Source organism: Bradyrhizobium sp. USDA 4341, assembly GCF_054063755.1.
Genome location: NZ_JBSSGO010000002.1, coordinates 3,057,487 through 3,081,283 on the forward strand (window position 1 = coordinate 3,057,487; position 23,797 = coordinate 3,081,283).

18 protein-coding genes and 1 pseudogene are annotated in these 23,797 nt (G+C 65.3%); 9 read left to right on the forward strand and 10 right to left on the reverse strand.

Annotation, left to right across the window (positions count from 1 at the left end; all coding sequences use genetic code 11):
* Positions 1 to 127 precede the first annotated feature (127 nt).
* From ACVIGB_RS20515 to ACVIGB_RS20535, 5 genes are all read right to left on the reverse strand, one after another.
* Positions 128 to 1,558: an amidase family protein gene (locus ACVIGB_RS20515; RefSeq protein ID WP_456721283.1), complete on the reverse strand. Its 1,431-nt coding sequence runs from the start codon at positions 1,556 to 1,558 to the stop codon at positions 128 to 130.
* A 39-nt stretch (positions 1,559 to 1,597) separates the two neighbouring features.
* A complete protein-coding gene (locus ACVIGB_RS20520; protein ID WP_456721282.1) occupies positions 1,598 to 3,016 on the reverse strand; it encodes an amidase family protein in 1,419 nt (472 codons plus the stop codon).
* A 44-nt stretch (positions 3,017 to 3,060) separates the two neighbouring features.
* The gene (locus tag ACVIGB_RS20525; protein ID WP_456721281.1) at positions 3,061 to 3,855 is read right to left on the reverse strand and encodes a FadR/GntR family transcriptional regulator; all 795 of its coding nucleotides are present in this window, start codon (positions 3,853 to 3,855) and stop codon (positions 3,061 to 3,063) included.
* 126 nt (positions 3,856 to 3,981) lie between these two features.
* Positions 3,982 to 5,103 carry an ABC transporter permease subunit gene (locus ACVIGB_RS20530; protein WP_456721280.1) on the reverse strand — a complete coding sequence of 374 codons (1,122 nt, stop codon included), beginning with the start codon at positions 5,101 to 5,103 and terminating at the stop codon, positions 3,982 to 3,984.
* Position 5,104: 1 nt separating this feature from the next.
* A complete protein-coding gene (locus ACVIGB_RS20535) occupies positions 5,105 to 6,217 on the reverse strand; it encodes an amino acid ABC transporter permease (protein WP_456725121.1) in 1,113 nt (370 codons plus the stop codon).
* Positions 6,218 to 6,411: 194 nt separating this feature from the next.
* On the opposite strand from ACVIGB_RS20535, the gene ACVIGB_RS20540 reads away from it, so the two are divergent.
* The 4 genes from ACVIGB_RS20540 (at position 6,412) to ACVIGB_RS20555 (ending at position 10,404) form a co-directional block, all read left to right on the forward strand.
* Complete coding sequence (locus tag ACVIGB_RS20540; RefSeq protein WP_456721279.1) at positions 6,412 to 7,287, forward strand: MurR/RpiR family transcriptional regulator; 876 nt, start codon at positions 6,412 to 6,414, stop codon at positions 7,285 to 7,287.
* A 17-nt stretch (positions 7,288 to 7,304) separates the two neighbouring features.
* Positions 7,305 to 8,654 (forward strand): aspartate aminotransferase family protein, encoded by a 1,350-nt coding sequence (locus ACVIGB_RS20545; RefSeq protein WP_456725120.1) that lies wholly within the window; start codon positions 7,305 to 7,307, stop codon positions 8,652 to 8,654.
* Positions 8,655 to 8,667: 13 nt separating this feature from the next.
* A complete protein-coding gene (locus tag ACVIGB_RS20550) occupies positions 8,668 to 9,678 on the forward strand; it encodes an amino acid ABC transporter substrate-binding protein (protein ID WP_092124669.1) in 1,011 nt (336 codons plus the stop codon).
* 90 nt (positions 9,679 to 9,768) lie between these two features.
* On the forward strand, positions 9,769 to 10,404 hold the full coding sequence (locus tag ACVIGB_RS20555) for an aspartate/glutamate racemase family protein (RefSeq protein WP_456721278.1): 636 nt from the start codon (positions 9,769 to 9,771) through the stop codon (positions 10,402 to 10,404).
* 22 nt (positions 10,405 to 10,426) lie between these two features.
* Here ACVIGB_RS20555 and ACVIGB_RS20560 read toward each other — a convergent pair whose 3' ends face one another.
* Positions 10,427 to 13,786, reverse strand: coding sequence for an ATP-binding protein (locus ACVIGB_RS20560; RefSeq protein ID WP_456721277.1), 3,360 nt, complete (start codon positions 13,784 to 13,786; stop codon positions 10,427 to 10,429).
* A 249-nt stretch (positions 13,787 to 14,035) separates the two neighbouring features.
* On the opposite strand from ACVIGB_RS20560, the gene ACVIGB_RS20565 reads away from it, so the two are divergent.
* Positions 14,036 to 14,230, forward strand: a complete 195-nt coding sequence (locus ACVIGB_RS20565) for a hypothetical protein (RefSeq protein WP_456725119.1) — start codon at positions 14,036 to 14,038, stop codon at positions 14,228 to 14,230.
* A 35-nt stretch (positions 14,231 to 14,265) separates the two neighbouring features.
* Here the strand turns inward: ACVIGB_RS20565 and ACVIGB_RS20570 are convergent, their stop codons facing one another.
* Complete coding sequence (locus tag ACVIGB_RS20570; protein ID WP_456749197.1) at positions 14,266 to 15,600, reverse strand: MFS transporter; 1,335 nt, start codon at positions 15,598 to 15,600, stop codon at positions 14,266 to 14,268.
* Positions 15,601 to 15,915: 315 nt separating this feature from the next.
* Between ACVIGB_RS20570 and ACVIGB_RS20575 the strand changes: the two genes are divergently transcribed.
* Entirely contained in the window at positions 15,916 to 17,115 is a 1,200-nt protein-coding gene (locus ACVIGB_RS20575; protein WP_456725118.1) for a multidrug effflux MFS transporter, read from the forward strand.
* 120 nt (positions 17,116 to 17,235) lie between these two features.
* Here ACVIGB_RS20575 and ACVIGB_RS20580 read toward each other — a convergent pair whose 3' ends face one another.
* Positions 17,236 to 17,697 carry a DUF983 domain-containing protein gene (locus ACVIGB_RS20580; RefSeq protein ID WP_456721275.1) on the reverse strand — a complete coding sequence of 154 codons (462 nt, stop codon included), beginning with the start codon at positions 17,695 to 17,697 and terminating at the stop codon, positions 17,236 to 17,238.
* A 75-nt stretch (positions 17,698 to 17,772) separates the two neighbouring features.
* Between ACVIGB_RS20580 and ACVIGB_RS20585 the strand changes: the two genes are divergently transcribed.
* Positions 17,773 to 19,149, forward strand: a complete 1,377-nt coding sequence (locus ACVIGB_RS20585) for an aminotransferase-like domain-containing protein (RefSeq protein ID WP_092124663.1) — start codon at positions 17,773 to 17,775, stop codon at positions 19,147 to 19,149.
* Between the two features lie 106 nt (positions 19,150 to 19,255).
* A pseudogene (locus tag ACVIGB_RS20590) lies at positions 19,256 to 20,555 on the forward strand (serine hydrolase domain-containing protein).
* A 16-nt stretch (positions 20,556 to 20,571) separates the two neighbouring features.
* Here ACVIGB_RS20590 and ACVIGB_RS20595 read toward each other — a convergent pair.
* Positions 20,572 to 20,772 carry a hypothetical protein gene (locus ACVIGB_RS20595; protein ID WP_092124662.1) on the reverse strand — a complete coding sequence of 67 codons (201 nt, stop codon included), beginning with the start codon at positions 20,770 to 20,772 and terminating at the stop codon, positions 20,572 to 20,574.
* A 347-nt stretch (positions 20,773 to 21,119) separates the two neighbouring features.
* Between ACVIGB_RS20595 and ACVIGB_RS20600 the strand changes: the two genes are divergently transcribed.
* On the forward strand, positions 21,120 to 22,049 hold the full coding sequence (locus ACVIGB_RS20600) for a hypothetical protein (protein ID WP_456721274.1): 930 nt from the start codon (positions 21,120 to 21,122) through the stop codon (positions 22,047 to 22,049).
* A gap of 416 nt (positions 22,050 to 22,465) precedes the next feature.
* Here ACVIGB_RS20600 and ACVIGB_RS20605 read toward each other — a convergent pair whose 3' ends face one another.
* Complete coding sequence (locus tag ACVIGB_RS20605; protein ID WP_456721273.1) at positions 22,466 to 23,698, reverse strand: rhodanese-like domain-containing protein; 1,233 nt, start codon at positions 23,696 to 23,698, stop codon at positions 22,466 to 22,468.
* Positions 23,699 to 23,797 lie beyond the last annotated feature (99 nt).

Below are 23,797 nucleotides of genomic sequence, written 5' to 3' on the forward strand. Positions count from 1 at the left end.
CGCGCAAGAATTCCGGGAGGAGGAACATGGCCGGGGCGCCGACAGGCGCGCGTCGCCGATCATGCGAACGCCGCGGCGAGATCTCGCCGCGGCGTTCCTTACAGTGCTCGATGGTTTCGAAATCGCCTCAGCGCCGCTCCCACAATTGCCTTGCCAGGATGCCGACCTTGCGCTCGATCGTCTCGGCCGCATCGAGACACATGTCCTCGCGATAGCGCGCGCCGACGATCTGGACGCCGACCGGCAATCCCTCATGCAGGCCGACCGGCACCACGGCTGCCGGCAGCCCCAGCACGTTCATCGACGAAATGAAGCGCAGGTCGTTCCAGAACAACTCCTTGACGCGCTGGTCGCCGCCGAGATCGGCATTGACCTCCGGAGTCTGGCGCACCGAGGTCGGCATCAGCACCAGCGGATATTGTTCGAGGAAGGTCATCCAGTTCCTGATGTGGCGCGACCGCTCGGCAATCGCCTTCATGTAGCCGGCCTGGTCCAACGGATTTGCCAGCGCCATGAAGCCGTGGAACGTCTTCTGGAAGTCGGCGCTGGAGGTCGCCAGCATCTGGTCTTGCTGCAGGATGCGGGTCTCGGTCATGATCAGATCGCACCAGAGCTGCCAGACCTTGTTGAGATCGGGCACCTCGACCTCGCTGACGGCGTAGCCGGCGTCGGCCAGATAATCGGCCGCCTTGCGCTGAAGCGCGATCACGCCGCGATCGGTCGCCATGTCCTCGGGGATCTTTGCGACCGCGACCTTGACCGGTGCGGCAGGCTTCGGCCCCGTCAGTGGCGCCGGCACGTACCAGGGATCGCGCGGGTCGCGCTGCGCCATCACCTCGAGGCCGAGGCGCACGTCGGCAACCTGGCGCGCCAGCGGTCCTTGCGACGACATGAACTGCGCCATCAGCGGCCGTTCTGCCGTGGCGCTGGGATTGAACGCCGGAATCCGGCCCTGGGTCGGCTTGATGGTGGCGATGCCGTTGCAGTGCGCCGGCCAGCGCAACGAGCCGCCGATGTCGTTGCCATGCGCAATGGTGCCGATGCCGGCCGCGATTGACGCGCCGGCGCCGCCCGAGGATCCGCCGCAGGTCACGTCCGCGTTCCAGGGATTGCGCGTCAAGCCGTGCAGCGGGTTGTCGGTGAAGCCGCGGAGCGAGAATTCCGGCGTGTTGGTCAGGCCGATGATGATTGCGCCGGCCTTCTTGAGATTGGCCGTCACCGGCGAGTCGCCCGGCGCGATATTGTCCTTGAAGGCGACCACGCCGTTCGAATTGGCCTGGCCTTCGACGTCGATGTTGATCTTGATCGTGACCGGCACGCCGTGCAGCGGTCCGACGGTGCCGCCCTTCCCTTTGCTCGCCGCCAGCGCCTCGTCCGCCGCCTTGGCCGCCTTCATCGCTGACGCGCCGAGGTCGATGACGACGGCGTTGAGCGCAGGGTTGGCCTCCTGCATGCGGTCAAGATGGGCGCGAACCACCTGCTCAGACGTCACTTCGTTGTTCCTGATCGCCCCGGCCGTCTCGACGGCGGACCATTGCCAGATCGGTGCATTCGTCACGTGGTGTTCTCCCGTTATGTTGAGTGCTTTGTTGTTGGTTCAGTCGCGCGGGTCGATCGGCGTCAGCGTCGACGCACGCGCCTCGATCACCTCGGCGACCGCGAGACAGACATCCTCGCGGAAGCGGCCGGCGATCACCTGGACGCCGACCGGCACGCCGCCGGCGGTCCCCGTCGGCACCACGACCGACGGAAAGCCGAGCGCGGGGACGGCGAGCAGCGGCCGCTGCGCATCGAGCAGCGCACGCACCACCGTTGCGTCCTCCTGATCCTGATCGAAGCGGAACGGCAGTTGCGCCGAGACCGGCAGGATGATGACCGGGCAACGTTCCTGGAACAGCTGCCAGGCCCGCACGATGGCCAGCCGCTGCTCGAAGCAGGCCAGCACCTGATCGCCATCGAGCTCAGGTGCATAGGCAATATGGCCGTCGAGATTGTAGCGGGCCCTCACGTCGCCGAACTTGCGGATCATCGGCGCGAGCACGCGCCGCTCCTCATTGATGACGAGCCGGTGCCAGAGATCGGCGGCCTCCGCGAGCCGCGGCGGCACGGTCTCCTCCACGGCAAAGCCGGCCTCGGCGAGCCAGTGTCCGGCGGCACGCACCGCTGCGCTGACCTCCGACGCCTCGTCACCGAACGGCGCCGCCGCGATCGCAACGCCGACCGGACGCTTGAGCGGCGCACCTTGCAAGGGCACCGGCAGCCATGTGCCGTCGCGCGCGTCCGGCTGCGCCATCGCGGCAAGGGCTGTGCGCAGATCGGCGACCGAGCGCGCGAGCGGCCCCTGCACCGACATCATCTGCGCCGTGATCGGACGATCTGAAGTCGCCGACGGATTGAACGAAGGAATTCGTCCCGGCGTCGGACGCAGGCCGGAGACGCCGCAGGCATAGGCGGGATAGCGGATCGAGCCGCCGAAATCATTGCCGTGCGCGATCGCGCCCATGCCGGAGGCCACGGCCGATGCGGCGCCACCGCTGGAGCCGCCCGGCGTCAGCCGCCGGCTCCACGGATTATAGGTCGCGCCGTGCAGATCGTTGTTGGTGAACCAGCGGTGCGAGAAGGCCGGCGTGTTGGTGCGGCCGACAATGACGGCGCCGGCCTTGCGGAAATTCGCGACCACCGGGCTGTCCTCGGTCGCGATGACGTCGCGGAAGGCGACGACGCCGTTGGTGGTGGCGCGGCCGCGCTGATCGACATTGACCTTGATCGTGACCGGCACGCCGTGCAGCATGCCGAGCGCCGCGCCGGATTTCACCGCGGCATCCGCAGCATCTGCCGCGGCCAGCGCTTCATCGGCGAGTACCTCGACGATGGCGTTCAATGCCGGATTGACCTGCGCGATCCGGTAGAGGCTGGATTGCACGGCCTCCCGGCTCGAGATCACACGCGTCGCGATCGCGCGCGCCAGATCGACGGCCGACCAGCTCCACAATTCATTCTCGCGCCGCGTAACCATTGTTGTTTCCTCCAACGCGTGATGCAACAGTCAGCCGATGCGGTTCAGTCGAGCCGCAACGGCTGGTGAAAGACGGGCAGATCCATGCGGCGGTCTTCCGCGGGGACGACCACGGCTTCGGCGCTCAGCACATGGTCGAGCATCACGCGCCGGGCGCGCGCGGCATTGCCGGAACGGAACGCAGCCATCAGGCGCTTGTGAAACTCGATATTCTCGCAGGTGAAGCTCGAGGCGAATTCCTGCACCCCGAGTTTGCCGATCAAATGCCGGATCGCCTCGTTGACGAAGCGGGCGACCAGGCCGAGCAGCGGATTGGGACAGGCCTCGATCAGGATGTCGTGGAAATCGATCTCGGCGTGGCGGTGGTGCTCCCAGTCCGCGATGCCGCCGGGATGATGCTCCTGAACCGCGATCGCCTTGTCGAGCGCGGCGAAATGCTCCGCGGTGAGGTGGCCGACCACGCTGAAGGCGAGCTCCGGCTCGATCAGGCGACGGATCTGGTAGATCTGCGCGGTGCTGATCGACTGGAAATAGAAGTAGTTGCTGAGCAGGCCGACGATCCGGTTGATCGACACCGGCGCCACCCGCGCGCCGCCGCCGGGACCGGTGGTGTTCTGCACCAGCCCCTGCACTTCCAATGATTTGAGGGCCTCGCGGATGGTCGAGCGGCTGCAGCCGAACATCTCGATCAGCTCAACCTCCTGCGGCAGCCGGTCGTTCGGCTGCAAGCCAGCCTGGAAGATGTGGCTGCGGATCAGATCGGCAACCGCATCCGAGCGCTTGCGCTTGATCGAGGCGCGCCGCGACGGGTCCAGGGAGGGAAGAGCCGATTTATCCATTTTATGATCATAAATAGGATCGAGATGGCTTGGCAAGGGGCTTGATCGCCCCCAAGTCGTCATGCCCGGAGTTCTCCCGGGCACAACGGCAAACCGAACATTCAGGAATTGGCGAGAGACGATCGCTCAGTTGGTTCCGCGCTGTGCCTCGAGGCCGCGGCTGTAGCGCGACATCGCAAAGCAGAACGCGAAGTAGATCACGCCGACGAAGACGTAGACCTCGACGCTGAACGACTGCCAGGCCGGATCGACGATCGCGGTCTTGGCGGTCGTCAGGAGATCGAAGATGCCGATGATCAGGACCAGGCTGGTGTCCTTGAAGAAGGCGATGAAGGTGTTGACCAGCGGCGGGATGACGTGGCGGATCGCCTGCGGCAGCACGATCAGCGCGTTCTTCTCCCAGTAGGACAGCCCGAGCGCGTCGGCGGCCTCATACTGTCCGCGCGGCACCGCCTGCAGGCCGCCGCGCACGACTTCCGCAAGGTAGGCGCCGGCATAGAGGATGAAGGCGATCTGCGCGCGCAGCAGTTTGTCGATGTTGACGCCGTCCGGCATGAACAGCGGAAACATCACGCTCGCCATGAACAGCAAGCTGATCAGCGGCACGCCGCGGATCAACTCGACATAGAGCACGCAGAGCGAGCGGATTGCCGGTAATCTCGAACGGCGGCCGAGCGCCACCAATATTCCGAGCGGGAAGCCGAACGCCAATCCGAAGGTCGCGAGGATCAAGGTCACCGGCAGCCCGCCCCAGCGGTCCTGCGTGACAAAGGTGAGGCCAAGGAAACCGCCCCACATCAGGCATCCGATTGCGATCAACGCTGCGGCCCACAGCAGGAACAGCTCCTTGCGCCAGAAGCTGCGGCGGCTCGAGACCGCGAACAGCGCAATGAAGATCAGGACCGCGAGCGCCGGCCGCCACTGCTCGTCGAACGGATAGGTGCCGAACAGGATGAAGCGGTACTTCTCGGGGACGACGGCCCAGCAGGCGCCGGCGCCGCGCAGCGCGCGGCAGGCGCTGCTGTCATTGCCGGGGACGATCCAGACCGCGTTGGCGATGCCCCATTGCCAGAGGCCGATGCAGGCCTTGCCGAGCACGAACAGCAGCAGCAAGGTCATGATGCTGGACGGGATCGAGGCGAACAAATTGGCGCGCAGCCACGCGGTGAGATGACCGCCAAGCGCCCGTGGTGCGGGCCGCGGCCCGATCGGCAACGGATCCTGCGGAAGGTGCGCGACCGAGCTCATGTCAGCGCTCCACCAGCGCGATCCGCGCATTGTACCAGTTCATGAACAGGCTGATACCGAGGCTGATGGTGAGGAACACCATCATGATCAGCGCGATCGACTCGATCGCCTGCCCGGTCTGGTTCAGCGTGGTGTTGGCGATCGAGACGACGTCCTGGTAGCCGACCGCGACCGCGAGCGAGGAATTCTTGGTCAGGTTCAGATACTGGCTGGTCATCGGTGGGATGATGACGCGCAGCGCCTGCGGCAGCACGATCTGCTGCAATACGAAGCTGCGCTTCAGCCCGAGCGCCTTGGCGGCATCCGACTGGCCGCGCGGCACCGCCTGGATGCCGCTGCGCACGATCTCGGCGATGAACGCCGAAGTGTAGGTGACGAGCGCGATCAGCAGCGCAAAATATTCCGGCGCCAGGGTCAGCCCGCCGACGAAGTTGAAGCCGCGCAGCTCCGGCAGCATGATGCTCCAGCTCGCGCCCGACAGCCACGACACCAGCGCAGGCAGCGCGATCACGAGGCCGAGCGCGTAAGGCCAGGCCGGCCGCACTCTGCCGTCGAGCACCTGCTGCGCGATCAGGCGGCGCCTGACGAAGGTGAAGACGATCACGCCAGCGACCAGCGCCAGGATCGTCCACCAATTGGCCGCGTCCAGCGGGACCGATGGCAATATCAGCCCGCGGTTGGAGAGGAACACGCCCTCGACCGGCTTCCACGCTTGGCGCGCCGCCGGCAGGCCTTGCATCAGCACGTACCAGAACAACAGCTGCAGCAGCAGCGGCAAGTCGCGCAGCACCTCGACATAAACAGCGGCGAGCCGCGCCAGCAGCCAGTTCGACGACAGCCGCGCGATGCCGACCAGCGTGCCGATCACGGTCGCCAGCACGATGCCGATGACAGCGACGCGCAGCGTGTTGGCGATGCCGACGATGAACGCGCGCAGGTAGGTGTTCTTCGGCGAGTAATCGATCCAGGAATCCGCGATCGGCATGCCGGCTTCACGGCCGAGGAAGGCGAAGCCGGTCGAGATGCGCCGCACCGAGAGATTATGGATCGCGTTCGACCACAGCCAGGCGACGATGGCGACCGCGATGGCGACCACCAGGACCTGCCAGAACAGGCCGGCGACGCGGGGATCGCTGAGCGAAAGCCGCCAGGACCGACTTGGAGCCCGGGCGGGAGTGCGTTTCGGCGTCGATGTCGTCACAGCACAAGGATCCCAGTGAGAAGCGATCTTCTGCCATGCGCAAGAGCGTATTCGGGCTGCGCACTTCATATGTTGCACCAAATTGATATTCGTGCAACATATGTTTCATGGCCCAGGCTCAGCCGAAACCATCGCCCCTGAACGAATTGTGCAGCGCATTGCCGTCGCTGCCGACGCGTTTGCAGGAAGTCGGGCGTTTTGTCGCAGCCAATGATTACGACGCCACCACCCGCTCGATGCGCGAGCTCGCCTCGGTCGCCGGCGCCGATCCTGCATCCTTCACCCGTCTTGCCAAGGCACTCGGCTATTCCGGCTGGGACGAATTGCGCGCCGCACTCACCGAGGCGCGACGGCCGGCGCAGGGCTCGCCGTTCTCCGGCCGCGCCAAGGGCCGCCGCGCCGGGCCGAATGCCGATGTCAAACTGGTGCACGACAAGATCGAGGCTGAAGCTGCGGGGCTGGCGCGGATTTCCGCGAGCGCGATTGCGGACGCCGCGCGTGCGCTGCACGCCGCTGATCGAATCTGGATCACCGGCTTTCGCAGTTGCCGCAGCGTTGCGGAACTCCTGACCTATCAACTTCGCCTGTTCCGCCCCGACACCGTGCAGCTGGTCGGCGGTTCCGGCCCGTTCGATCTCGACCATGGCGCCTTCCGCTCAGGCGACGCCGTGGTCGTGATCGGCTTTGCGCCCTACACATTGGTCAGCGTCGAGACCGCGCGTGCGGCGCACCAAGCGCGCGCCACGCTGATCGCGATCGCCGACACGATCAGCGCGCCGATGGCCGAGGGCGCCGATCATCTCTTGCTGTTCGAGGCCGCCTCCTCGCCCGGCTTCTTCCCGAGCCTCACCGGCGCAATTGCGGTGGCGCAGTCGCTGGCCGCCGTCGCCTTCACGCTGGGCGGCGCGGGCGCCAAGCGCAAGCTGGAGCAGACCGAGGGTCGGCTAACCGAGATGTCACAATACTTTGTCGAGAAAGGATGAGCGTCATGGCAGTCCCCTTGGCCGCCAACAAGAGCCGCGTGATGCATCGCAGCCTGCGCGAAACCCCGCCGAAAGCGGTCGGCGGCGACGGCGTCTGGTTGATCGCGGAGGACGGCCACCGCATTCTGGATTCCTCCGGCGGCGCCGCGGTGTCCTGTCTCGGGCATCAGCATCCGCGGATTCTCGCCGCGATCGCAAAGCAGGCGTCCAAGCTTGCCTATGCGCATACCGGCTTCTTCTCGTCGGAGCCCGCGGAAGAGCTCGCCGAGCGGCTGGTCGGCCACGAGCCCGGCGGTCTCGGCTATGTCTACTTCGTCAGCGGCGGATCGGAGGCGATCGAGGCCTCGATCAAGCTGGCGCGGCAATATTTCATCGAGCGCGGCGAGCCGAAGCGCACCCGCTTCATCGCGCGCCGCCAGAGCTATCACGGCAACACGCTGGGCGCGCTGTCGGCCGGCGGCAATGCCTGGCGCCGCGAGCCCTATGCGCCGCTGCTGTCGCCGGCGTTCAGCCATGTCACGCCCGCTTTTGCTTATCACGAGAAGCGCGACGATGAATCGGAGGCCGCCTTCGTGGCGCGGCTCGCCGCCGAGCTCGAGGCGGAATTCCAGCGGCTCGGCCCCGAGAACGTTGCCGCCTTCATCGCCGAGCCCGTGGTCGGCGCGACCGCCGGCTGCGTGCCGGCGCCGGAAGGTTACTTCAAGGCGGTGCGCGAGATCTGCAACCGTCACGGCGCGCTCCTGATCCTCGACGAGGTGATGTGCGGCATGGGCCGCACCGGCACGCTGCATGCGTGGGAGCAGGAGGGCATCGCGCCGGACATCCAGGCGGTCGCCAAGGGGCTCGGCGGCGGCTACCAGCCGATCGGCGCGATGCTTGCCAGCAGCACCATCGTCGACACCGTACGCAACGGCTCCGGCGCGTTCCAGCACGGCCACACTTATCTCGCGCATCCGCTCGCCTGCGCCGCCGCGCTCGAGGTGCAGAAGGTGATCAGCGAGGAGAAGCTGCTCGACCAGATCAAGGCGCGCGGCCGCCAGCTCGAGCAGCGGCTCACCGAGCGCTTCGGCAATCACCGCCATGTCGGCGACATCCGAGGCCGTGGCCTGTTCTGGGGCATCGAGCTGGTTGCCGACCGCGGCACGCGGCAGCCGTTCGATCCCAAGCTGAAGCTGCATCAGCGGATCAAGTCCACAGCGTTTGCCGGCGGGCTCGGCTGCTATCCGTCGGGCGGCACCGCCGACGGCCAGCGCGGCGACCATGTGCTGCTCGCCCCGCCCTATATCGCAACTTCCGGCGACATCGAGATGATCGTCGAAAGGCTCGGCGCTGCGGTAGACAGCGCGCTCAAGGACATTGGTCATTAGGAGGAGGTGTAAAATGTACAGGGGATTGATCACTACAGCTGTTCTCATCGCAGGCATCGCGGGCGCAAGCGCGGCGACGCTCGACACCATCAAGCAGCGCGGCACGCTGGTGTGCGGCGTCTCGACCGGGTTTGCCGGCTTCTCGGCGCCGGACTCACAGGGCAACTTCAAGGGCCTCGATGTCGACTATTGCCGCGCGCTTGCCGCCGGAGTGCTCGGCGATCCCGCCAAGGTGCGCTACGTTGCGCTGACCGCGCAGAACCGCTTCACCGCGCTGCAGTCCGGCGAGATCGACGTGCTCTACCGCAACTCGACGCAGACCTATCTGCGCGGCACCACGCTCGGCCTGCGCCAGGGCCCGGTCAATTTCTACGACGGCCAGGGCTTTGTGGTGAAGAAGGACCTCGGCGTGAAGGAGTTGAAGGATCTCAAGGGCGCGACCGTCTGCGTCGCGCAGGGCACCACGCATGAGGTGACGCTCGGCGACTACGGCCGCGCCAACGGCATCGACTGGAAGCCGCTGGTGTTCGACCGGCCCGACACCATGTACCAGACCTTCTTCGGCGGCCGCTGCGATGCCATGACCCAGGACGCCTCGGCGCTCGCGGGCGCGGTCGCGACCGCCGCGCCAAAGGCTGAAGATTACGTCGTGCTGCCGCAGACCATCAGCAAGGAGCCGCTCGGCCCGTTCACCCGCAACGGCGACGAGGTCTGGAGCGACATCATCACCTCGCTGCATTACGGCCTCGTCGAAGCCGAAGAGCTCGGCGTCACCCAGGCCAATGTCGACGAGATGACGAAGTCGCAGGTCCCGGCGATCCAGCGCCTGCTCGGCGCGTCCGGCGATCTCGGCAGCCGGCTCGGCCTCGACAACAAATGGCTGGTCGCGGCGATCAAGGCCGGCGGCAATTACGGCGAGATCTTCGAGCGCAATGTCGGCAAGGCGAGCCCCTTGAAGCTCGAGCGCGGCCTCAACGGCACCTGGAGCAAAGGTGGGTTGATGTACGCGATCCCGTTCAAGTAACCGATCACCTCGCCCCGCATACGGGGAGAGAGCCCCTCACCCCAACCCTCTCCCCGCGAAGAGCGGGGAGAGGGAGAACAAGAAACATCAATGCGCATCACTCTCATTCACGCCTTGAAGCACTCGATCGTCCCGATCGAAGCCTCGTTCGCGCGCCACTGGCCGGAGGCGCGGCTGATGAACCTGCTCGACGACAGCCTTTCGGCCGATCTTGCGCGCGACGGCAAGCTCAGCGAGCGCATGACCGAGCGGTTCCTCACGATGGGCCGCTATGCGGTCAGCACCGGCGCCAACGGCATTCTCTTCACCTGCTCGGCGTTCGGCCCCTGCATCGAGGCGGTGGCGCGCGCGCATGCGCCGATGCCGGTGCTGAAGCCGAACGAGGCGATGATCGAGCAGGCGGTCGGCAAGGGACAACGGATCGGACTGCTCTCGACCTTCCCGCCGACGCTGGTGTCGATGCCGCCGGAATTTCCATCACACGTTACGCTGGTGCCGAAACTCGCCGAGGGCGCGCTGGCGGCGCTGGATCGCGGCGACCGCGCCGAGCACGACCGCATCGTGGTCGAGGCAGCCAGGGATTTACGCGACTGCGATCTGATCGCGCTCGCGCAATACAGCATGGCGCCGGCGGCCGAGCGCGTCGCCGAAGTCACCGGCCGCGAGGTGCTGACGACGCCCGACAGCGCGGTCAAGAAGCTGAAGGCGATGCTCGGGTCCGCCTAGAGGCCGTTTCGAAATTGATTTGTCAGGTGTTCAGCTCGTCCAGTAGTGCCTTGGCTTGCTTCAAATCGAGCGTATCGAAGCCCTCGGTGAACCAGCCGTAGATCGAGGCAAGAAGATTATGGGCCGCCGGTCGCTTGCCTTGGTCGCGCCAGAGCCGTGCAAGGCTTGTTGCCGTGCGAAGTTCCCAGGATTTGGCCTTCTGTCCGCGCGCCACCGTAAGGGAGCGCTCGAAACAGGCTTCGGCCTTGGTCTCGTCGGCCTCAGGAAGCATCAGCGCGATCTCGCCAGCGGTACGGTGCATTTCCGACTCGGCCCATTTTTCCTGGCTCCTTTCCGTTCCTGCGATCGCATCGTCGATGTGATGCCAGGCGTTAGTGAAGTTCCCTAGTTCCGCATGGGCGCGCGCCAGGTGCAGCGACACGAAAGGCATATAAATTGTTGCCGCGGTCGATCGGTAAGCTGCGACTGCTGTGGTGAGTATCTCGATCGCATCCAACGACCGGCCAGTCAGCGCCGACAGGCAGCCCTGCCAGATCAATCCATTCGCTTTCCAGTACAAAGAGCCTTTTTCTTCCGCCAGGTCGACGAGTTCGGCTGCTCGGACGCTTGCAGACTTGTGATGACGACAGAGAATCAGGGTGGCAATTGAATGGGCCAGAGCATGCATCAGCGTGGCAGCCTGACCTATCTCTCGCGCCCCCCTAAACGACTCGTCGACGTCCTTGAGGGCAGCATCGGGGTAACCCTGGAGCCATAGCGTCCGCGAACGCCACTCCAGGATAGCGACCCTTGCGTCGGTGCCAAAACGCGTTGCCAGTGCGCGGTGCTCCGCGGGATCATAAAGCGCGAGCGCCCGATCAAGATGCCTTCGTCCTGCGACCTGGTCCCCGGTGGACATCGCGGTCATTCCGACCATACGGTGCGCAAGCATCAGCGGTCCCGTCATCCGTTGCTTTTCGGCGAGGGCCATGAACTGGGCTGCAAGAGCGCCGGCAGCTTCACCGTTGAACGCGGCCACATTAAGCACCCAGGCGCCGTAGAGTACGGAGAACAGCAACAGCGGGTCCTCGGAAGGCTCACCCCGCGCCTCGGCCTTCTCGATCAGAAGGCGGGCATGATCGACCGCCGCCTTGGTATCCGGCGCCCCATAACCTTTGACATGCATAAGGACGGTCACGAGCTCGATCTGGTACTTGATCTGCTCGCGGCGCAGCGCGGATGTCTCTGGCAGGCTTGCCATCTGGCTCACCGCGCGGCTCAGTTGAGCGGCTGCCTCGGCCAGCGCAGAGCGGGAGATCGAGCGCTGGCCGGCAATCCCCCAGAGCTTCGCTGCCCGCTCGATCATTCCTGCCTCCGAGTAGTGGTGCGCTAACAACTCGGGGCGGCTTTGAGCCGCTTCCGGGAAGGCGCCTTCCACGGCTCCCGCTATGCGAGCGTGCAGGTTGCGACGCGGCTCGCGCAAAAGAGAGCCGTAGGCGGCGTCCCGCACCAGGGCGTGCTTGAATAGATAGGAGGCTCCGGGCGGCACGCCCTGCCGGAATAACAGCCCAGCGTCCAGGAGTTGATCCAGCGCAGTACACAGGCGGCGCTCGTTCCACATCGCAACGGCGGCCAGCAAGGCATGCGAAAATTCCCGCCCAATCGCTGCGCCAATTTGTGCGATCTCCTTCGCTGACCCAAGGCGGTCAAGTCGCGCCATCAGCGTTGCGTGCAAGCTTGAAGGGACAGCCAGGACCGAGGATGGGACCGCAGCAGCGGTCCTTCGTGCTTCGCCTTCGCTCTCAGCCTCCAACACCGCCTTGGTCATTTCCTCTACGAACAGCGGGACACCGTCGGTGCGGTCGATGATCTCAGCCACGACATCTGCCGGCACCTGCCTGCTGCCGACCAGGCCTGCAACGATGGCGGCTGCTTCGTTCTCCGCAAGCCGGTTCAGCTTCAGGCTGGTCACATGCGATTGCCCGGCCCAGGGCGCGCTGAACTCGGGACGGAAAGTCACGATGAGCAACACCGGGAGAGTCTTGATTTGGTCCACCGTCCGGCCGAACACTTCCAGACTCGTCGGATCGACCCAATGCGCATCCTCGACGATCACCAGCACCGGCTGCCGCGTGGCCAATCCGGCGAACTGTGTCGTCAAGGCCTCCAGGGTTCTTTGCCGGCGCTGTTCCGGGGTCAGCTCAAGCGCGGCATATCGTCCATCATTCGGCAGCGACAGCATCTCGGCAAAGAGCGCGACGTCCTGGATAGAGGTTGAGGTCTGCGCGAGTACGGCATTGAGCTTGTCGAGCTTAGCTTGCGGGGTGTCGTCATGCGCTAGCCCCGCGGCCCGCTCCATCTGCCCGATCACCGGATAAAGCGCGCTGTCAGTATGTTGCGGCGAGCAGAAATAGCGCAAGCGCTTGTGCGGCTCGGCGAGGCTTTCCAGCAGTGCGGCCGTGAGTCGTGATTTACCGATACCGGCCTCGCCGGAAATGAGCACCACCTGGCCTTCACCGGTCTTTGCTCTCGACCAGCGCCGTTGCAGCAACTCGAATTGTTCTTCCCGCCCTACCAGCGCGGTCAGGCCGGCCGCGTGCAGCGCCTCGAAGCGACTTGCCACCGAACTCGTCCGGAGCACGGCCCAGGCCCGTACCGGCCCGCCGATGCCCTTAAGATCCTTCGGCCCGAGGTCCGTGAGCTCAAAGAGATTGCCGAGAAGTTTTCGCATGCTCTCCGCAATGACGACCATGTTCGGCTCGGCGATCCCCTGCAAACGCGCCGCGAGGTTCGGCGTCTCGCCAACGATGCCGCGCTCCTGTGCCTCCCCCGATCCGATCAGGTCGCCGACTACAACGAGGCCGGTTGCAATGCCGACGCGGGTTCGCAACGAAACGGGTGACTTGAGTGCGCTCACCGCAGCGACCAGCTCCAGCCCTGCCCGCACTGCCCGCTCGGCGTCGTCCTCATGCGCCCGCGGATAGCCGAAATACACGAGCAAGCCGTCGCCCATGTACTTGGCCACGAACCCGCCAAAGCGGCGCACGGCTTCGGCGGCGCATTTCTGATAGGCGGAAATGATATCGCGCAGGTCTTCCGGGTCCATGTGGGTGGAGAGGGCTGTCGAGCCGACAAGGTCCGCGAACATCACCGTGACCTGGCGGCGCTCGGCAGCATCCTGCGCCTTCGGTCCAATCAACGCGGGCTGCAGCGACACCGGAACGGCGGCAAGCCCGGCAATAGCTTCCAGCAGCTTCTTGCGATGACCAAGCGATGCGACGCCGAGGTCCTTGAGGTCGTCGTTGGTCAGCCGGCCTAGCAGCTCGATGTCGATGTCGTTGGCACGGAACACCTCGGCATACTGGGCGAGGCCGATCCCGCGGAGCCAACCGTCGATGTCCAATTTCAATCCCCTAGGCCCTGTTAAAGGCAGTTCTTGAAAAAGGGTTGTGTCTTTGGCACCCGCCGCGATTTCAGGGGTTTCCCGAGCCGACCTGGATTCGCCGTGTGGACGCCAACTATCGGACACTAGCATAGCCGCATTGTCGCCCGGTACCAGACCGATCTGACATACGTCGAGTGGCGCGTGATCGCGCCGCGCCTGCCAAGGCCTGGCGTGACGGGCAGGCTGCGCGAATGATCGACGCGCGAGATCGTCAACAGCGTCTTCTGTGTCACGCGAGCGGGCTGCCCGTGGCGCCTGCTGCCGAACGACTTGCCGCCATGGGGACGATTTGCCGCTCGTTCGCGTTCAGAATGCGCACGGAAGCGGACGTCCCCGACCGCTCCGTATTTAGGTTCACGCTGTAGCCAAAGGCGTAATCTACCGCGACAAAGAGGTGGATGACGCCTTGACGCTGATCCACCCCATCCACAGAGCCACTACGCGCCCGCGTCATTCACATTCAGATCGACGCCCTGCGGATCCTTGATCGTCGACACCGTGATCAGCGAGATCAGCGACAGCACCGCGATATAGACGCCAACGCGCCAGGACTGGCCATAGGTGCCGATGATCCATTGCGCGATCATCGGCGCGAAGGCGCCGCCGAAGATGGCGCCGAGCGCGTAGCCGATCGAGACGCCGGAATAGCGCACCTTGGCCGGGAATAGCTCGGCATAGAGCGCCGCCTGCGGGCCATAGGACAGGCCGAGCGCGATGGTGAGCCCGACGGCGCCGGCGAAGAACAGCAGCAGGTTCTTGCTGTCGATCAAAAACCACATCGGCACCGCCCACAGCACCATCAGCCCATAGCCGATCTGGAAGCAGCGCACGCGGCCTATTTTGTCGCCGAGGATGCCGCCCAAGAGCGTGAAGATGAACCAGCTCACCGCCGCCAGCGTGCCGATCAGCAGCAGCTGCTCCGACGGCATCTTCAGCGTGTTGGTGCCGTAGCTGATGATGAACGCGATCAGGATGTAACCGGCCGCATTGTTGGCCATGAAGATCAACGCCGTGCGCAGGATCTCCTTGCTGTGATTGCGCATCAGCTCCTTGAGCGGCGCCGAGGATTCCTTGTGCCGGCGCTGCATTGCCAGGAACACCGGCGATTCCTCGACGGTGCGGCGGATCATGATGCCGACGACGATCAGGAGGATCGAGAGCAGGAACGGAATCCGCCAACCCCACTCGATCATCGCCTGCTTGCCGAGCGTCGCCGTCAGCACCCACAACACGCCGGTTGCCAGGATCATGCCGAGCGGCGTGCCGATCTGCGGGAACGAGCCGAAGAAGCTGCGCTTGTCGCGAGGCGCCGACTCCACCGACATCAACGCCGCGCCGCCCCACTCGCCGCCGGCCGAGAAGCCCTGCAGGATGCGGAGCAGAATAAGGAGTGCCGGCGCCCAGGCGCCGATCTGCGCGTAGGTCGGCAGCAGGCCGACCAGCGCGGTCGCAGCGCCCATCAACAGCAGCGTGACGACCAGCATATTCTTGCGCCCAAAGCGGTCGCCGAGATGGCCGCAGACGATGGCCCCTAACGGGCGGAACAGGAATGAGAGGCCGAGCGTCGCGAACGAGACGATCTGCGCCAGCAGCGGATTGTTTGCGTTCATCGGCGCAAAGAACAGCGCGCCGAACACCAGGCCCGCGGCCTGAGCGTAGACGAAGAAGTCGTACCACTCGATCGTGGTACCGACGAGCGTTGCGGTGAGGACCTTGCGCTCCTCATCCGACAGCGTAGCGCCGCGCGAGCGCGCGGAGATTTCGATGGACATGTGGCCTCCCCAAAACCCGTTTTTGGCCGTGCGGGCTTGACCGGCCGCGATGCGCCTGCCCGCACGGATGCTGGTACCGGGATAGCAGAGCTTCCGGCGCGGGACGAGCAAAATAGTTGCAGAAGCAACGATATTGCGCCATCCAATGCCCTCGGGGCCGGTTCCATGACCCGGCTACCTCACCCGCCGCCGACGGTCTCCCATCCCAAAACGCCGATTGTGCAATGCAGCAAGGCCGTTATGCTGGGAGTCTCCAAGAGGTTTTAAGTGTCTGACATCAATGCCGATGCCTGGGTGTCCTCAGGCCACCGCCCGATGGGCTTTCCGGAATTCGTCGTCGTCATCGCATCCATCATGGCGCTGAACCCGCTGGCGATGGACATGATGCTGCCGGCGCTGCCGAACATCCGGTCTGCGTTCCAGATCGCCGACGCCAACCGTCCGCAAATGGTGCTGTCGATCTTCCTGGTCGGCTTCGGCGTCGGCCAGTTCGTGATGGGCCCGCTGTCGGACCGCTTCGGCCGCCGCCCGGTGCTGCTCGGCGGCATGACCGTCTACACCATCGCCGGCCTGCTCGCGATCATGGCGCCCTCGTTCGAGACGCTGCTGCTGGCGCGCGCACTGCAAGGGCTCGGCACCGCGGCAACCCGCGTGATCGCGACCTCAATCGTGCGCGACTGCTACGCCGGACGGCGGATGGCGAGCGTGATGTCGCTTGCGATGATGGTGTTCATCGCGGTCCCCGTCATCGCGCCGTCATTCGGCCAGGCCGTGATGCTGCTGACAAATTGGCATGGCATCTTTGTCATCCTGATGATTTACGGGGTGATCGCGCTGGCCTGGAGCGCGCTCCGGATGCCGGAGACGCTGGCGCCGGAGAACCGCAAGTCGCTGGCGATCCCGGACGTGCTGTCCGCGTTCCGCCAGACCGTCACCAACCGCCAGACGCTCGGCTACGCGCTCGCGGCCGGCGGCGTGCAGGGCTCGCTGTTTGCCTTCGTGTTCTCGTCGCAACAGATCTTCACCGAGGTCTTCAAGCTCGGACATTACTTCCCGGTCGCGTTCGCCGCGTGCGCGGTCGGCGTCGCGATCGCCGGCTTCCTCAATTCGCGCATCGTCGGCCGCATCGGCATGCGGGTGATCTCGCACGCCGCGCTGACCGGCTTTGCCGTCGTCGCAGGCGCGCTGTTCATCGCGGTGAAGACCGACACGCTGTCGCTGCCGCTGTTCATGGTGCTGTCGGGCCTGATGATGTTCGCATTCGGGCTGATGATGGCGAACTTCACCGCGCTTGCGATGGAGCCGCAAGGCAAGATCGCCGGCACCGCGTCGTCGCTCTACGGCACCATCACCACCCTGCTCGGGATCGGTGTCGGCACCACGATCGGCCAGGACTACGACGGCACGCTGCTGCCGTTCGCGACCGGCTTCTTCCTCTGCACGCTGGCCGCGCTCGCCGTGGTGCTGGTGACGGAAAAGGGCCGCATGTTCCGGCCGCATCACCATCCGATTTGACGATCCGTAGCCCGGATGGAGCGAAGCGATATGCGGGGCTACTGTTCCCGGATCTCGCTTCGCTCATCCGGGCTACGCAATTGTGCAGGGTGGGTTAGCCGAAGACGTAACCCACCATCTTTATCGCGAGTAGCGCGGCGGATTACGCTCCGCTAATCCGCCTACAGTGCCGACATTGCTGCGCGCCCGCACCGGCGCAGCCGCACGCCGCGTCGCCGCAAATCCCTCCATCCCGAGCTGCCATTGCAAGCCGACGATCGCGCCCTTGGTCGGCTGCAGCAGTCCGAGCGCGCTGAACAGCGTGAACGGCAGCCAGATCGCCAGTTGCAGCCAGGCCGGCGGCGCGTAGGTCATTTCCATCCAGAGCAGCGCCGGCACCACGACGTGGCCGACCACGACGATCACGAGATAGGCCGGAAAATCGTCCGCGCGCTGCGGGGTGAAGTCCTCGCCGCAGACCTCGCAATGATCCGCCACCTTGAGGAAGCGGCCGAACAGTTGGCCGCGCCCGCAGTTCGGGCACTTCATCGTAAAGCCGCGCCACATTGCCTTGGGAAGGGAAACTGTCTCCGTCATGACCATCGTCCTTGACCTGATCTGATGATCCATACAATATGCATTATCGAGCATACAATCAAAGACAAAGCGCCAGATTGCATGGATTGGATCCCTACAGTTTCGGAATGGCACGGCCCGATGTTCCTGCGCATCGTCGATGCGCTCGCCGCCGACATCGCGAGCGGCCGACTGGTGCGCGGCCAGCGGCTGCCGACCCACCGCGCACTGGCGTCGGCGCTCGACATCGATCTCACCACGGTGACGCGCGCCTATGGCGAGGCGCGGCGGCGCGGGCTGCTCGACGCCCGGGTCGGCCAGGGCACCTTCGTCTCGGAGACCACGGCGCGCGCGGCGTCCGATCTGCCCGCCCCAGTCAACATCGACCTGTCGATGAATTTGCCGCCGCAGCCGGTCGAGGCCAATCTCGACCTGCGCATCGCGCAGGGGTTGGCGACCATCCGCTCCGAAGCCGGGTTCTCCGCCTATCTCGGCTATGCGCGCCCCGGCGGCACCGCCGACGAACGCGAGGTCGGCGCCGCGTGGCTGCAGCCGCGCGTGCCGCAGGCATCGGCCGACCGCATCGTGATCTATCCGGGATCGCAGGCGATCATCTTCAATGCCCTGCTGGCGCTGACTTCGCCCGGGGATGTCGTGGTGACGGAGGCGTTGACGTTTCCCGGCATCAAGGCCGCGGCCGCGCGGCTCGATGTCCGCCTCGTCGGCGTTGCCATGGACGCCGAGGGCGCCAGGCCCGATGCGCTCGACGACGCTTGCCGCAAGCACAAGCCGAAGGCCGTCTATCTGGTGCCGACACAGCAGAACCCGACCACGGCGACGATGAGCGCTATCAGACGCAAGGCGATCGCCGACATCATCCGGAAGCGCGGCTGCGTCCTGATCGAGGACGATGTGTACGGCCCACTCGAACCGCAGGTGGCACCGATCGCCACGCTGATTCCCGAACGCACCTACCTTGCCGCGAGCATCGCCAAATGCATCGCGCCGGCCTTGCGCGTCGCCTATCTGCTGGCGCCCGATGCGAGCGCTGAGCAGCGGATGCGCGCCGGCATGCAGGCCACCATGCAGATGCCGCCATCGCTGATGGTCGCGCTGGTCACGCAATGGCTGCGCTCCGGCGTCGCCGCCGACATCATCCGCGCCATCCGCAACGAGGCGGCGGCGCGCCAGCAGCTCGCGGCTCGCTTCCTCAAGGGCGTCACCTATGCGGCGCGGCCGGCGAGCCACCATCTCTGGATGCCGCTGCCAAAACATTTCGACGGCACCGACCTGCTGTCGCACCTGATGCGCAATGGCCTCGCCGTAGTCGGCGAAGACGCCTTTGCGGCAGGCGATGCCGCGCCGCGCGGCTTGCGTGTCTCGCTCGGCGCAGCGCGCAATCGTGCCGAACTGAGCCAGGCGCTGCAGGTGCTGTCGAATGCCGTGCGCACGCCGGTCGGCGCCACGCAAATTGTGTAAATTTTCAACCATCGTCAGGGAATAAACTCGCCCGAAAATGATTATGGTGCGGGGGCGCCTGCGCTAAAACTGCGGCGTCCAGGGCATCAGGCAGGGGCGGCTTTCAATGTCAGGCGGATACGATCGAGCATTCCACACTGCCGTGCGGACGCTTCGTGAGGTAGTGACCGCGATCGTGTGTCTTGCACTTGTCACATCAAGTGCCGTGCGCGCGACCGATGCCCCTGCCCCGTCGCCGGAGAAGCTCGAACGCATCACCGCGTTCTTCGACAACGAGGTTGCGACAGGAAAAATTCCGGGCGCCGCCATCCTGATCCAGCAGCACGGCAAGCCGGTCTATCTGAAGACTTTTGGCTATCGCGACGTCACGACCAGGTCGCCGATGCGGCGCGGACACGATGTTCGCGCTGCATTCGATGACCAAGCCGATCACCAACACCGCCGCGATGATGCTGGTCGACGAAGGCAGGCTGTCGCCGCAGGACCCGCTGTCGAAATACATTCCGGCGTTCGCCGACGTAAAGGTCGGCATCGAGCCGGATGGCGGCAACGATATCAGCAAACTGGAGCTGGTGCCGCCGATCCGCCCGGTCACGATCGAGGACCTGATGCGGCATACCTCGGGCATCACCTACGAATATATCGGCGCCGACTGGATCCAGAAGCTCTACCGCGCAGGACATCTGTTCGACGGCAAGTTCGACAACAAGGAATTCGCCGCGCGGCTCGCCAAGCTGCCGTTGTCGCGGCAGCCGGGCACGATGTGGCGCTATGGTCATTCCACCGACGTGCTCGGCCGGGTGATCGAGATCGTCGCGGGCAAGACGCTCTATCAGTTCGAGAAGGAGCGCATCTTCGATCCCCTGAAGATGAACGACACCAGATACGTGCTCGATGCGGAAACCGAACGGACGCGGCTGGCCGAGCCGCTGCCGTCGGACACGATCCTGATCGCGGGGGAGAACGACCGGCGCGCGCATCCGGAGTGGGAATCCGGCGGCGGCGGCCTGGTGTCGACCATCCTCGACTATGCGCGCTTCGCGCAGATGCTGCTCAATGGCGGCGAGCTCGACGGCAAACGCTATCTGAGCCCGTTAGCCTTCAAGACCATGACGACGGACCATATCGGGCCGGGCTCCGGCGTCGGCCGCGACTACTGGTACTTCCCCGGCGACGGCTTCGGTTATGGCTACGGCATCGCCGTGCGCACCGATCCCGGCATTGCAAAGCCGCCGCCGCCCGGCTCGATCGGCGAATTGAAATGGGACAGCGGCAGCGGCACCTATTTCGGCGTCGATCCGAAGCTCGACATGATCTACATCATGCTCGAGCAGACCCAGAACGAACGCCAGCGCATCACGCCGGCGTTCAGGAAACTGGTGTACGACGCATTCAGCCCCGACTGAGTTGCGTCGCACTCATCTATTTGCGCCGAACCGTCTCCTGCCTGCGCCGTGCTGCGGCCGCGATCAGGCTCGCGGTGCATTCGTTGCAGACGAACGCACACTCATCCGTAAACAGGCCGATCCGTGGTTCGAATCCGATCGCACCATCGTCGGCCAGCCCATCGATGACGCCACCGCGGCACAGGCATTGGCGGCGTGACGCCAGTTCCCGCTCCATGACGCGCTCTCCCGCCGTCGCAGCTTCCTTCTCCGCGGGCTTCCCTCTCTGCAGCTTTCCTTGCGCTATATACTATCGTATATATCGAGACGACAAGGCAGGCGGGTGAGCAATCCGGTCGGGAACCCTGCAGACAACAACCATCGACCGGAGACGATCGCCTCACAATTCCTGCCTGGTCCAACCAGGTTCATCGAGGAAACGCGATCATGATAAAAAATAACGGCGACGCGGGACATCCGCGCGCAACGGGAGAACTGCTCAAGATCCGCCGCGCATCTCTGCAGCGTTTTCGAGCGAAGTGGATACCGGTTCGCGTGAAGAAAACGCGTCAAACCAAGACTCTAGTGAGCGCTGCTTCCATCATCCTCGCGCTCGGCACGGCCGCCGTAGCCCGCGCCGAAACGGCTCCGGTCGGCGTCCCCGACAAGAGCTTTCCGGAGAGCGTGACCTCGACCTCCGACGGGGCGCTTTACGTCGGCAGCTTCAACCAAGGCGGGGTGACCAAGATCTCGGGCGGCAAGGCCGAGCAACTGGTCAAGCCCGGTGCCGCCGACAGCCGCTCGACCTTGGGCGTGCTCGCCGACGAGAAGAGCGGCACGCTCTATGTCTGCTCCAACGACATCAGCGCGATGGGCGTCGCGGGGCCGAGCGACGCCAAGGGCGCCTGGCTGAAGACCTTCGATCTCAAGAGCGGCGCGCCGAAGGGCAGCTTCGCCCTGAGCGATCCGAAGTCGTTCTGCAACGATATCGTGGTCGGCGCCGACGGCACCGCCTATGTCAGCGATTCCTTCGCGCCGTTCGTCTACAGCCTGAAGCCCGGCGGCACGGCACTGGCGACCTTCGCCACCGATCCGCAGCTCGCGCCGGCCAAGGACGGCGTCGGCCTCGACGGCGTCGCGATCGGCGCCGACGGCAACCTCTATGTCACGACCTTCATTCCAGCCAAGCTGTTCAAGATCGAGATGAAGGACGGCAAGGCCGGCGCGGTGACGGAGCTGAAGCCGTCGCGGCCGCTCGACCATGCCGACGCGCTGCGCGCCCATGGCAACGGCTTCCTACTGATCGAGGGCAATGGCAAGCTCGACAAGGTCACGGTGAATGGCAACGAGGCCACCATCGACACCATCAAGGATGGCCTGGCCGAGCCGGTCTCGGTGACGCAGGTCGGCGATGTCGGTTGGGTTGCCGAAGGCAAGCTGTCCTACGTGATCGGCGACAACAAGGGCAAAGACCCCGGCCCGTTCAAGCTGACGCCGGTGGCGCTGCCGAAGTAGCGGCGGGTCGAGTTACGTTTCGCAGCAGACTTCGGCGCGCCGAGGATACGTCGCCGCGTCGAAGCCTTGGCGTGGACGGGACCGGGCCACCCTGTACGCCGCGGCCGCTCGGCTCAAGCACTGCGGTCTCTGCAATGCCGGATCACCCGCCTGCGCCTGCGCGGGTGATGACACTGCGTGGTGTGACGCCTTGAATCGAGCGCCATCCTCATCGTCGTCCCTGCTTTCGCAGGGACGACGATGGCTTGCACGATTTCTGAATAATAGAACAATACCGCTGAGTTGCCCGACGAGTCAAGTTGCCGTGTCCGCCGGCAGCCACCGGCTACTTTGCATGGGGTTGTTTTCGATATTTTGGCGGCGTGCCCCAGCAACTCGGCACCGATGCGGTCGCACCGCCGTCACCATGTCATCCGCTAGATCACATAAAACCCGTGCGTGCCGTCGCGGCGCAGCTGGTCGACCAGGCCGTACTCCCAATCGAGATAGGCCTGCATCGCCTTTTCCGCGACGCCGGTGCCTTCATAGGGACGGCGGTAACGATGCGCGGGATCGGGCCGCGGCACGACGCGCGGCGGCCCCAATTCCAGCGGACCGTCATAGCCGCCGTCGAGCACGTAAACCTCCCAGCCCATCTGCGCGAGCCAGGACGCCGTCATGTCGGCGCGGATTCTCTTGTCGTCGGTCAGCACGATGCGGGCGCCGCGCACCGGCGCGGCCATGTCGATTTCCTGCACCAGCTGGCCGCCCGCATAGTGGCGGAAGCCGGCCAGATGACCGGCGGCGTATTCCTCGGCGTCGCGGACGTCGAAGCGATACAGCGTGCGGTGTGCGTCGTTTTCCAGCGCGGCGAGTTCAGCCGCGCCGATGCGGCGGACGCCGGCGCGATAGGCGACGTCGCGCGCATTGTCGGCGGCTCCTTCGAACGGCCCGACGCCGCCGCGCTTGCCGGCGCCGTGTTCGAGATCGTGTTTCGCAAGCGTCCAGCCGATCGTGCCGTTGCGTAGCGCCCGCACCTTGTTCGGCAGCCCGGCATTGATCAGCGACTGCGTGCCGATGATCGAGCGGGTGCGGCCGGCGCAGTTGACGATGATGGTGGTGTCGGGATCGGGCGCCGCGCTCCCTGCGCGCAGCACCAGCTCCGCGCCGGGCACGCTGACCGAGCCCGGGATATTCATGGTGGCGTATTCGTCGAAGCGGCGGACATCGAGGATCGCGATGTTTGCCTTGTCGGATATCAACGCGGCGACCTCGTCGGCGCTCAGCGAGGGCGTGTGCCTGCGCGCCTCGACCAGCTCGCCGAAGGCCTTGGCGTAGGAATTGACGTCCTCGAACACCTCGCAACCGGCCGACTTCCAGCCCTGCAGGCCGTCGGCAAGCGCCGCGACGTTGCTGTAGCCCAGCGCCTGCAACTCGCCGGCCGCGGCAGCGACCAGTCCCTCGCCATTGTCATAGAGAACGATCGGCACATCCTTGCGCGGCAATCGCAGCTCGGCTTCCAGCGCGATCCGGCCGGCCGCCATGTTGGCGGCAAACAGCGGATGGCCGGTGGCGAAGTCCGCCTCATGCCTGACATCGAGCAGCGCGATCTCCTCGCGCAGCAGCAGCGTTGTGCGGATGGTCTGGGGTGTGACGGAAGAAACTGTCATGAGATGGCGGCCTTGGGCAGGAAATGCGCAGGCCTGCTCTAGGCCGAAATCGCGCGCCGTCAATAGCCTTAACCAGCCCGCAACCCCGATCTTCACGAG